Source organism: Streptococcus sp. DD11 (genome assembly GCF_001578865.1).
GTDB classification, from domain to species: domain Bacteria; phylum Bacillota; class Bacilli; order Lactobacillales; family Streptococcaceae; genus Streptococcus; species Streptococcus panodentis.
Map to the genome: position 1 here is coordinate 319,909 of NZ_KQ969395.1, position 10,047 is coordinate 329,955.

11 protein-coding genes and 2 pseudogenes are annotated in these 10,047 nt (G+C 49.4%); 2 read left to right on the forward strand and 11 right to left on the reverse strand.

What is annotated here, in order from left to right:
* From STRDD11_RS14505 to rsmD, 11 genes and pseudogenes are all read right to left on the reverse strand, one after another.
* Positions 1 to 118 (reverse strand): annotated as a pseudogene (locus STRDD11_RS14505) (anthranilate phosphoribosyltransferase); the annotation flags it as partial.
* Positions 115 to 693 (reverse strand): aminodeoxychorismate/anthranilate synthase component II, encoded by a 579-nt coding sequence (locus tag STRDD11_RS09275; RefSeq protein ID WP_128837076.1) that lies wholly within the window; start codon positions 691 to 693, stop codon positions 115 to 117. The gene STRDD11_RS09275 and the pseudogene STRDD11_RS14505, both read right to left, overlap by 4 nt.
* Positions 690 to 2,048, reverse strand: a complete 1,359-nt coding sequence (gene trpE, locus STRDD11_RS09280) for an anthranilate synthase component I (RefSeq protein WP_128837123.1) — start codon at positions 2,046 to 2,048, stop codon at positions 690 to 692. Before trpE ends, STRDD11_RS09275 begins: the two co-directional genes overlap by 4 nt.
* Positions 2,049 to 2,262: 214 nt before the next feature.
* Complete coding sequence (gene trpB, locus STRDD11_RS09285) at positions 2,263 to 3,444, reverse strand: tryptophan synthase subunit beta (protein WP_128837077.1); 1,182 nt, start codon at positions 3,442 to 3,444, stop codon at positions 2,263 to 2,265.
* 381 nt (positions 3,445 to 3,825) lie between these two features.
* Complete coding sequence (locus STRDD11_RS09290) at positions 3,826 to 4,347, reverse strand: VanZ family protein (RefSeq protein ID WP_128837078.1); 522 nt, start codon at positions 4,345 to 4,347, stop codon at positions 3,826 to 3,828.
* Positions 4,334 to 5,422 (reverse strand): dual-specificity RNA methyltransferase RlmN, encoded by a 1,089-nt coding sequence (gene rlmN / locus STRDD11_RS09295; RefSeq protein WP_128837079.1) that lies wholly within the window; start codon positions 5,420 to 5,422, stop codon positions 4,334 to 4,336. Before rlmN ends, STRDD11_RS09290 begins: the two co-directional genes overlap by 14 nt.
* 9 nt (positions 5,423 to 5,431) lie before the next feature.
* Positions 5,432 to 6,013, reverse strand: a complete 582-nt coding sequence (locus STRDD11_RS09300; protein WP_128837080.1) for a YutD family protein — start codon at positions 6,011 to 6,013, stop codon at positions 5,432 to 5,434.
* Between the two features lie 115 nt (positions 6,014 to 6,128).
* On the reverse strand, positions 6,129 to 6,311 hold the full coding sequence (locus STRDD11_RS09305; protein ID WP_128837081.1) for a hypothetical protein: 183 nt from the start codon (positions 6,309 to 6,311) through the stop codon (positions 6,129 to 6,131).
* Between the two features lie 62 nt (positions 6,312 to 6,373).
* Positions 6,374 to 7,477 carry a SepM family pheromone-processing serine protease gene (locus STRDD11_RS09310; protein ID WP_128837082.1) on the reverse strand — a complete coding sequence of 368 codons (1,104 nt, stop codon included), beginning with the start codon at positions 7,475 to 7,477 and terminating at the stop codon, positions 6,374 to 6,376.
* Complete coding sequence (gene coaD, locus STRDD11_RS09315; RefSeq protein ID WP_128837083.1) at positions 7,467 to 7,955, reverse strand: pantetheine-phosphate adenylyltransferase; 489 nt, start codon at positions 7,953 to 7,955, stop codon at positions 7,467 to 7,469. Before coaD ends, STRDD11_RS09310 begins: the two co-directional genes overlap by 11 nt.
* Positions 7,945 to 8,493 (reverse strand): 16S rRNA (guanine(966)-N(2))-methyltransferase RsmD, encoded by a 549-nt coding sequence (gene rsmD / locus STRDD11_RS09320; RefSeq protein WP_164828449.1) that lies wholly within the window; start codon positions 8,491 to 8,493, stop codon positions 7,945 to 7,947. Before rsmD ends, coaD begins: the two co-directional genes overlap by 11 nt.
* A 134-nt stretch (positions 8,494 to 8,627) precedes the next feature.
* On the opposite strand from rsmD, the gene STRDD11_RS09325 reads away from it, so the two are divergent.
* Both STRDD11_RS09325 and STRDD11_RS14510 read left to right on the forward strand, forming a co-directional pair.
* Complete coding sequence (locus tag STRDD11_RS09325) at positions 8,628 to 9,305, forward strand: helix-turn-helix domain-containing protein (RefSeq protein WP_128837085.1); 678 nt, start codon at positions 8,628 to 8,630, stop codon at positions 9,303 to 9,305.
* A gap of 1 nt (position 9,306) precedes the next feature.
* Positions 9,307 to 10,047 (forward strand): annotated as a pseudogene (locus tag STRDD11_RS14510) (DNA polymerase); the annotation flags it as partial.

Here is a 10,047-nt window from a genome sequence, read left to right on the forward strand (position 1 = left end):
GAAAGGCTGCAATCTGCGCTTCCGACACCTGACCAGTCACGATATCCTCAATCACTCCGGCCATCTCCTGGCCGGTCAGATCTTTAAAATCTGCTATTTTGGCAATTATTTCTTTCATCGTTTTTCTCCCTCTTTGACCAAATCAATAAAATTCTTAATCGACAAGAGTCCATCGGGCGTGCCGATACTTTCCGGATGATACTGAAAACCGTAAATCGGCCGGCTCCTGTGCTGAATAGCCATAACAGCCCCATCATCTGCTGCCCTAGCAGTCACTTCAAAGTCCTCCGGCATTTCCTCAATCAGAATCGAATGATAGCGCATAATCGGCCGGCCCTTGTCAACTCCCCTGTAAAGCGGAGAGGGCTTTTCAAAATGCAGCTGACTCTGCTTGCCGTGCATGACCTTGGGCGCCAGCCCCAAGGTTCCTCCGAAAACCTCAGCAATAGCCTGATGGCCCAAACAAATCCCTAATATCGGCTTCTGATCTGCAAAATCACGGATGATGTCTTCCATTCTGCCCGCGTCAGCCGGCCAGCCGGGACCGGGAGACAGGACCAGCGCCTGGGCTTTTTCCGCCGCCTGATAGAGATTTGCATCATCATTGCGCAGTACCTGAACTTCCGCATAGGTCCCGATATACTGGGCCAGATTATAGGTAAAGGAATCATAATTATCAATCAGTAAAATCATTGAGTATCTCCTATCTTGGTCATGGACTTGGCCTTGTTGATGGTCTCCTGGTATTCTTTAGCTGGGACAGAATCATAGACAATGCCCGCTCCCGCCTGCACATAAGCTCTGCCATTTTTCAAAATCATGGTCCGAATGGCAATGGCAAAATCCATGTCCCCCGTCGCAGACAGGTAGCCAATCGCTCCTGCATAGACACCTCGCTTTTCCTGCTCCAGCTGGTAGATCCGCTTCATGGCCCGAATCTTGGGCGCGCCTGAAACGGTGCCGGCCGGCAGGGTAGACTTGAGGGCATCCATGGCCGTCAGTTGCGGCAGCAGCTGCCCCTTGACGACACTGGTCAGGTGCATGACATAGCGGAAATGCTCAACTTCCATGTACTTGGTCAGCTGCACACTGCCAATCTGAGCAATCTTTCCGATGTCATTGCGGCCCAGATCCACCAGCATGCGGTGCTCAGCGACCTCCTTTTCATCCGCCAGCAAATCGGCTGCCAATTCCTTGTCCGCCAGCTCATCAGCCCCGCGGGGACGGGTACCGGCAATCGGATTGGTCGTCACACGCCCTTCCTTGACAGACACCAGACTTTCTGGGCTGGCCCCGATAATCTGATAGTCCCCAAAATCATAGAAATAAAGATAATTGGACGGATTGGTCACCCGCAGATTGCGGTAATAGTCCAGAGGATTGCCTGAAAAAGCAGCTGAGAAACGCTGGCTGAGCACGCACTGGAACATATCGCCCTGCCGAATCAAGCTCCGGGCTTCTTCCACCATTTTTTCGAAGCTATCCTGCTCCAAATGACTCTGAAAATGCAGGCTGGACAGCTCTAAAGGCGAAAATTCATTTGCTGCCGGCTGCTGCAGCTCAGTCAGGATTCGGTCCAGACTGTCCGCCAGCTCCGCCTCCGTCCGCTGACTGTAGAGCGCTTCTTCCACCAGATGAATCTTTTCCTTTTTATGGTCAAAAATCATGCAGCTTTCGTAGACAAAAAAGTGCATATCCGGCGTTCCAATCAGGTCAGCTGGAATCTGACCAATCTCTTCATAAAGGGAAATCATATCATATCCGACAAAACCGATAGCCCCGCCGCCAAAAGGCAGCTCGCTGTCATGGTCTTTCTTGACTGTCAGCCGGTGAAGGTAGTCCAGTGGATCTTCATCCACAAAACGGCCATTTTCCAGCAGCCGGCCTTCTTCATACTTGACTTCAAAGACAGGATTGTAGGCCACAATGGAAAAGCGGGCCGTTTCCGTATCGCGGGGAATGCTCTCCAAAATGACCTTATGGTCTCCCCTTATCCTCATATAAGCAAGAATGGGGGATAAAATATCAGCTGGTAAAACTTTTTCCATCATCTTTCCTTTCTAGATTCAGAAGCTCTCTTTTCAGAGAGGATTGTCCTATCTGACATTTGCCTTTCAGCTCATGTCCTACTCAAGTAAAGCAGGCAGCCGCAGACAGCTCAAAGCACTGCTTTGAGGTTGCGGATAGAGCTTCCGTGAGGAAGTCTCAAAAGTAGGGCAAGGCGAGCTAACAAAGTAATAAAAGAAAAACTAAGTGACGATATTATCTGCGCTTCTCCAAATAATCCGCAATCGCCGCCACGTCTTTATCACCACGACCAGAGACATTGATAATCAGAATCTGCTCCGGAGAAAGCTTGGGAGCTAATTTGACAGCCTCTGCCACAGCATGTGAGCTTTCAATAGCTGGCAAAATTCCTTCTTTCTGTGTCAGCAAGAGCAAAGCATCCACCGCTTCATCATCACTGGCAGCCACATATTGAACGCGGCCAGAGTCCTTAAAGAAAGCATGTTCCGGTCCGACTCCTGGATAGTCCAGCCCCGCCGAAATCGAGTACACTGGTGCAACCGAACCATCTTCTGAAAATACGGCGTAGGTCTTCATCCCATCTACCACGCCAATCCTGCCCTTGGTCATGGTGGCAGCATGCTGATCTGTGTCCAAGCCACGGCCGGCTGCTTCCACACCAATCAAATGAACACTTTCGTCCTGTACATATTCTGAGAAAGCTCCAATAGCATTGGAACCGCCGCCAACACAGGCAATGACATAGTCAGGCAAACGGCCTTCTTTCTCCAAAATCTGCCGGCGGGACTCCTCACTGATAACCTTTTGAAATTCGTGGACAATCGTCGGATAAGGATGCGGGCCGACGGCCGAACCCAGCACATAGAAAGCTTCTAAATCCCTCATCCAAGCACCAAAAGCCGCATCAACTGCATCTTTTAAGGTCTTGGTGCCGGTCTCAACTGCATGGACAGCTGCTCCCATCATTTCCATACGAAATACATTGAGGCGTTGGCGTTCCACATCCTCCGCCCCCATATAGACATCGCATTTCATGCCAAATTTTGCGGCAGCTGCGGCTGCAGCCACCCCATGCTGTCCAGCACCTGTCTCTGCAATGACACGGGTCTTTCCCATTCGCTTGGCTAATAAAATCTGACCCAAAACATTGTTAAGCTTATGCGAACCCAGATGATTGAGATCCTCACGCTTGAGATAAATTTTAGCGCCGCCCAGATGCTGAGTCAGGCTTTCTGCAAAGTAGAGCGGGGTCTCCCGACCAGAGTAATCTGCCAAATAATGCCGGTATTCCGCTAAAAATTCCGGGTCATTCTTATACTTTTTAAATGCCGCTTCCAACTCATCCAGCAAAGCCTGAATCGGCTCCGGAACGAAAGAGCCGCCAAATTGTCCAAAATAACCGTTTGTATCTGCCATGTTTATTACCTTATTCTATTATTTTTGAAAAAACAAAAACCCCACGCAGAAAAATCTGCGTGAGGGCGTAAAATCGCGGTGCCACCTCAGTTATGGAGAAAAAAGTATAGACTGTCCCCATCTCTCTGCCTTGTCCAACAACAAGCTGCACTGTAAGGTGTGCGCACCGAATTTTTATTGTTTCAAATTCCTATTCTTCCATCAGCCCATTTCATAAACTGCTGCTGCCTGTTTGCACCAACCACAGGCTCCCTGAAAGCAGACCATCTACTACTTTTCTGACGATTGATTACATTATAGGATTTTCCTTGTCTCTTGTCAAGAAAAATGGAGAACTTCTTTCAATTCCGAACTTTTCTGTCATACAAAACGTTGAAAAGGTCATTTGCTTGACTGCTGCAGCTTTTTCTGACAAAAGCGAAAGAACAGCCAGGCCAGATAACCGCCCAAGGTATTGGTCCATAAATCATCTATTTCAAAGACCCGCTGGGCATTGATCAGAATATCCAGCAAAATCTGGCTGCATTCAATTGTCAGACTGACCGCAAAGCTGAGCCAGACAATTCTCTTGGTGCTGCGCAGCTTGGGAAAGAGCCAGAGCAGCTGCATCATCAAGGGGGACAGCAGCAGGATATTGGCCAGATTCTGCAGGAAAACCTTGACTAGCTGCAGCCAAGAGGTAATCTCGCCGATGTTGACAAAGGAATTAAAAGGGACCAGAAGGACCACGATGCGGCCGAAATACTGAATCCCCGGTGTCTCCATACCTTCTTCCGGTACCTGCGGCAGAAAGCACATCAGGCAAAGCAGGAAAATATAGCTAGCTGTCCCCCAAAACAGGGTCTTTCTTCCTTTTTCAGTCAGCTCCCCCTCTGCTGTGAAGTAACTTTTAAGGTTGAGCATTTTCCACAAGAGCCTTCTCCCTGTCTTTTTTCATAGTGTTAGAGCGCAGCTGGCCGCAGGCTGCATCAATGTCTGTCCCATGCTCCTGACGGACCACGCAGTTGACCCCATTTTTCTTGAGCGTATCATAGAAGGCCAAGACCCGCTCTTTGGGACTGCGGCTGTACTGATCATGCTCACTGACCGGATTATAGGGAATGAGGTTGACATAGGACAGCTTTTTGATTTTTTGCAGCAGGGCAGCCAGCTCTCTAGCCTGCTCCACTCCATCATTGACTTCATTGAGCATGATGTACTCGAAGGTCACCCGGCGGTTGGTAGTCTCAATGTAGTATTCAATGGCTGCAAAAAGTTTCTCGATAGGAAAAGAGCGGTTAATCCGCATGATACTGGTCCGCAGCTCGTTATTGGGAGCATGGAGGGAAACCGCTAGATTGACCTGTACTCCTTCATTGGCAAAGTCCCGAATCTTATGAGCCAGACCGGAGGTCGACACGGTAATATGGCGGGCCCCGATTGCCAGCCCCTTGTCATCATTCACTGTCCGGACAAAGCGGAGGACATTGTCGTAATTGTCAAAAGGCTCACCGATGCCCATGACCACAATATGGCTGACCCGCTCGTCCTGACCGCGCTCATCAAAATACTTCTGCACCAGCATAATCTGGGCCATGATTTCGCCGCTGTTGAGGTCGCGCTGCTTTTTAATCAGGCCGCTGGCACAGAAAGTACAGCCGATATTGCAGCCGACCTGAGTGGTCACACAGACTGACAGGCCATAGTGCTGGCGCATGAGCACCGTCTCAATCAGCATGCCGTCCGGCAGTTCAAAAAGATATTTGACTGTTCCGTCGGCAGACTCCTGCACGATGCGCTGCTTGAGCGGATTGACGACGAAAGCATCCTCAAGCTTCTCAATCAGCTCCCTAGACAGGTTGGTCATCTCTTCAAAAGACTGGACCCGCTTGCGGTAGAGCCATTCCCAAATCTGGGTCGCCCGGTATTTCTTTTCTCCCTTTTCCTCTGCCCAGTCCTGCAAGTCCTGACGGGTCAAACTGTAAATCGATGGTTTCATAGTGCTCCTTTATTTCTGGCGAATGACAAAATGACGGCTGCTGTCCTTCTGCTTCTGCTGCGGATGTTGTTTATTCTGCCGATTCTGTTTATTGCTGCGGCGGGAAGACCGCTTAAAATCTCTGTCAAAACGGTCCCGCTCATTTCTGCGGTCGCGGCTGCTGTTTGATCGGTTGCTGCGGGAGCGTTTGGATTTTCCGTCTCCCTCTTTTTTCCCGTGGGATTTTTTGTCAAAGGAAGCCCGCTGAGGATGCGGATTTTCCAGCACAAAATAAGCACAGCCATAACTGCAGTATTCCAGCAGGTAGTCTTCCAGACGGCTGATTTTCTCGCTGCTTTCCTGAGCCCGCTCATCCTTATAAAAACCGCGCAGACGCAGCTGCTCATTGCCCCAGTCGCCGACGATATAGTCAAACTTTGTCAGAATTTCCGAAAAACGCTGATGAAAGGCCGTCAGATCAAAGCCGCCCTTATGATTCTCAACCAAGTCAAATTCAAACTGATCCGCGGCAATTTTGCTGCCGATCTGCCTAAATTCCGGCCCCGGAAATCTATTATAATTGTATAATTCAGGTGAAATTTCTTTACGCATGCTCTTCCTTTTCATTCCGAATATCATTTATCTGCAATACCTTATTTTATCATAAATCAGCCAGTATTTGGCGGACTTTTCATCAAAAACATCTTTCTAAAAAAAGTCAGACGATTTAATACTCTTTGACCATTTCTTCCTGCTCATACTCAAACGTTGGGAGCGGCTGAAGAAGAGTGGACAGGCCCGTGTTTTGCTCAAAAACAAAAGAAAAGAAAACGAAAACCCGTATTCGTGATACTCTTTGAAAATCAACACCAACCGTCCGTTCGTTTGATCTGGCAAACTCAAGTGACATCTGGGTCTCATTGCCTGGTCTGATGTTGATTTTCGTGGAGTATGAATACCGGTTCTAAGATTTTACTGATTCGTTTTAAGATAGTCAATGGCATCCTGCAGGGTTTTGACCGGAACAATTTTCATATCGGTTTTGATTTCCTTGGCTGCTGCCAGTGCCGTTTCATAGTTATTCTTGGCCTTGGGATCAGCCTTTTTCTCTTCCTCGCTGAGCTCATTATTGGGAGCAAAGAAGATATCCGCCCCATTCTGGGCAGCAGAAACTACTTTTTTATCAATCCCGCCGATTTCGCCGACATTTCCTTCCCTGTCAATGCTGCCAGTACCGGCAATATCCCTGCCGTTACGCAGACCAGGCTCTGCAATCTGGGTATAAATAGCCAAGCTGAACATCAGGCCCGCACTGGGACCGCCAATCCCTTCAGTTGAAAATTCAATAGGAATCGTGCTGCTGACTTCCGTACGGTCCGTCAGGCCGATGCCGATACCATTTTTGCCATTTTCCAGCTTGATAATTTTCCCGCTGGCCGTCTTGGTTTCCCCATCTTCCTCATAAGTAACCTTGACTGTATCGCCCAGCTTCTGCGAAGAGACATACTTCACCAAATCTTCTGAGCTTTCAAAGGTCTGGTCATTGACTCCGGTAACCGTGTCCGCAATGTTGAGGACACCCTTAAAGGTCGAATCATCCGTCACATCCAAAACATAGACCCCCAGATAGTTCATGGTAATTTCCTTACCGGCTGTTTTTAACCCCTGATATTTAGCCATATTTTGCGACGTTTCCATGTAAAACTGATTGATGCGGTTAAACTCCTGATCCGTAGAACCGCCGGTCATATCCTGAGCGGAATAAATATCCGTAAAAGGCGTCAGCCAGGCATAGACCAAATGGGCAAAGGTCGCCTGCTCTACTCCAACGGTCACAAAATTGTAAGAGCCCGCCTCTTTATCGCTCTTATCATCTACCCGCAGCACCTGCCGAACATCCTCCGAGGTCCCCGGCACTTCGATATAGTAGGGCAGGCGGATAAAAAGAGCCGCCAGAAAAAGCAAAATGAAAGTGATTAAGAAAGCAGCACCAGCATAGGCGGCACAGCCCGACAGCCTGAGGCCAGAGCGCTTTTCCTTGCTGATTTGGGGATTATTGGTTGGTTCATTCTTCATCTTTTGTCTCTAACTCCTTGATAACACTTTGAGGCACATAGGCAGCAATGTCCTGCTGAAAAGCGATTAGCTCACGTATTCGTGAGGAACTGACATACTGGTAAGAAGGTTTGCTGAGCAGAAAGACCGTCTCAATTTCACCTGCCAGTTCCTGATTGAAAAAGTTCATATTGGCTTCATAGTCCAAGTCCCCTGCATTGCGCAGGCCGCGCACGAAAGCAGTCACTCCCAGCCTTCTTGCTGCATCAACAGCCAGTTCATCATGGGAAGTGATAACCTGAACATTTTCTACATGCTGCAGGGCCGCCTTGACCATTCGTTCTTTCGATGCAATCGTGAAAAAACCTTCTTTTTCGCGATTGTAGAAAATTCCCACATAAAGCCGGTCGAAGAGCCGGCTGGCACGCTCAATCAAGTCTACATGCCCCTTGGTAATAGGGTCAAAAGACCCTGTAAATAATCCGATTCTATCTGACATACACCGTCACCTTTGAAATACCATAGTTTTTCTGCTTCCAGATGCCCAGACCCGCTATTTCCTCCGGCAGCCTGACAGACTTGTCCGTTTCACAGACTACGAGGACCTCCTCAGAAAGGAGCTGGCGCTCTGCCATTTTCTCCAAGTCTGCCGCAATCTGCTCCTTGGCATAAGGCGGATCCAGCAGGACCAAGTCAAAAGGGCCTGACAGCAGGTCCAGCGCCCGGCCAGAGTCCATTTTCAGAAGCTGAAAGCACTGCTCTTCCTTGGTCATTTTGATATTCTGACTGATAACAGCCTGAGCCCGGCGGTCTTTCTCCACCAAAACGGCTGCTTCCATGCCCCGCGAGACTGCCTCAATCGCCAGACTGCCGCTGCCGGCATAAAGGTCCAGCACCCGGCCGCTGTCAAAATAGGGCCCAATCATATTAAAAATGGCCCCCTTGACCTTATCTGTCGTAGGCCGGGTCGTCCGCCCCTCCAGCGTTTTGAGGGGCCGCCCCCCATATTTCCCTGCAACAACTCTCATAAAGAACATTATAACAAATTTTTGAGCTGTCAGCGGTTTTTAGCCGGCAAAAATACAGAATTTTTCAGATTTTTCTCTTGCCTTGCTCTTTCATTTCTGCTATACTGTAGGTAACGTTTGAAAAGTTACACAGGAGGTTCTTTATGTTCTCACATGAAAAATTAAAACAGCGCCGCTCAGAACTTCATCTGACGCAGGCAGACATCTACCAGCCTCTGGAAGTTTCCCGTAAGACCTACTCCTCTTGGGAAAACGGCCTAGCCGAGCCCCACGCAAAAAATCTCAGGAGGTTGGCCAAGCGTCTCAAAGTCCCGGAGAGCTATTTTGTGGATGAAAACAGCGCACTCTACACCTACCCTCTACTGACCCCGCCGCACCAAAAGGAGGTCGATCAGCTGGCCAGTCAGCTGCTGGATCGGCAGCACAAAGTCACTGCTCTCACTGCCTATCAAGTTCTTTCCATTGAGCTGGCCGCCGGCCTCGGTCACACCTATTATGACAATGAGACGGACTATGAAACCGTCTATTTCGATCAGGATATCCAGCATGACTTTGCCTCTTGGGTAGCCGGGGATTCCATGGAGCCCAAATATCCCAACGGCTCTGTCGCTCTCATGAAACAGACCGGCTTTGACTATGACGGAGCCGTCTATGCCCTCCTCTGGAATGGCAAAACTTACATCAAAAAAGTCTACCGTGAAACCGCAGGCCTCCGCCTTGAGTCCATCAATCCCGACTACGACGACCTCTTTGCCCCCTACGAGGACCAGCCTCAGATCGTCGGTATTGTGGTCGGGCATTTCCTGCCGATTGAGGTATGAGATGGCCCTATTTGACTATTCACGCGAGCCCCGGTCAGACATTGCTTTTGTGGATATGAAAAGCTTCTATGCTTCCTGCGAGTGTCTGGCCCTGGGGCTGGACCCTTTGAAAACCTCCCTCTGCGTTCTGAGCCGGGCTGACAATGCTGGCGGGCTCATTCTGTCCTGCACCCCAAAGTTCAAGAAAATTTTCGGCAGCCAGAATGTCAGCCGCAGCTACATGCTGCCCTTTGACATTAAGACCCGGAAGTTTCATTACAATGCCGCCCGCAGACAAGGCCTGCCCATCACAGCAGATTATGTCCGTTTTGTGGAGAAGGCGGCTCTGGCAACGGTCATCGTCCCGCCCAGAATGAATGATTACATTGAGAAAAATCTGGAAATCCAAAAAGTTTTTCAGGATTTTGCAGCTCCCGATGACATCTTTCCCTACTCGATTGACGAGGGCTTTTTGGATTTGACCAGCTCACTCAACTACTTTATCCCAGATAAGGGAATGGACCGCAGGGTCAAACTGGACCTGCTGGCAGCCCGCATTCAGCAGGCCATTTGGAAAAAGACCGGCATCTATGCCTCTATCGGCATGAGCAATGCCAACCCTTTGCTGGCCAAGCTGGCTTTGGATATTGAAGCCAAGCATTGTCGGACCATGCGAGTCAACTGGTCCTATGAAGATGTCCCCAGCAAGGTCTGGACGATTCCAAGGCTGACTGATTTCTGGGGCATCGGCCGCCGGACAGCT

Coding starts and splice junctions, on each gene's coding strand:
- STRDD11_RS09275 (WP_128837076.1), bottom strand. CDS start 693: ATGATTTTACTGATTGATAATTATGATTCCTTTACCTATAATCTGGCC.
- rsmD (WP_164828449.1), bottom strand. CDS start 8,493: ATGTTCTTTATGAGAGTTGTTGCAGGGAAATATGGGGGGCGGCCCCTC.
- trpB (WP_128837077.1), bottom strand. CDS start 3,444: ATGGCAGATACAAACGGTTATTTTGGACAATTTGGCGGCTCTTTCGTT.
- STRDD11_RS09310 (WP_128837082.1), bottom strand. CDS start 7,477: ATGAAGAATGAACCAACCAATAATCCCCAAATCAGCAAGGAAAAGCGC.
- STRDD11_RS09305 (WP_128837081.1), bottom strand. CDS start 6,311: ATGTCACTTGAGTTTGCCAGATCAAACGAACGGACGGTTGGTGTTGAT.
- trpE (WP_128837123.1), bottom strand. CDS start 2,048: ATGGAAAAAGTTTTACCAGCTGATATTTTATCCCCCATTCTTGCTTAT.
- STRDD11_RS09290 (WP_128837078.1), bottom strand. CDS start 4,347: ATGCTCAACCTTAAAAGTTACTTCACAGCAGAGGGGGAGCTGACTGAA.
- STRDD11_RS09325 (WP_128837085.1), top strand. CDS start 8,628: ATGTTCTCACATGAAAAATTAAAACAGCGCCGCTCAGAACTTCATCTG.
- coaD (WP_128837083.1), bottom strand. CDS start 7,955: ATGTCAGATAGAATCGGATTATTTACAGGGTCTTTTGACCCTATTACC.
- rlmN (WP_128837079.1), bottom strand. CDS start 5,422: ATGAAACCATCGATTTACAGTTTGACCCGTCAGGACTTGCAGGACTGG.
- STRDD11_RS09300 (WP_128837080.1), bottom strand. CDS start 6,013: ATGCGTAAAGAAATTTCACCTGAATTATACAATTATAATAGATTTCCG.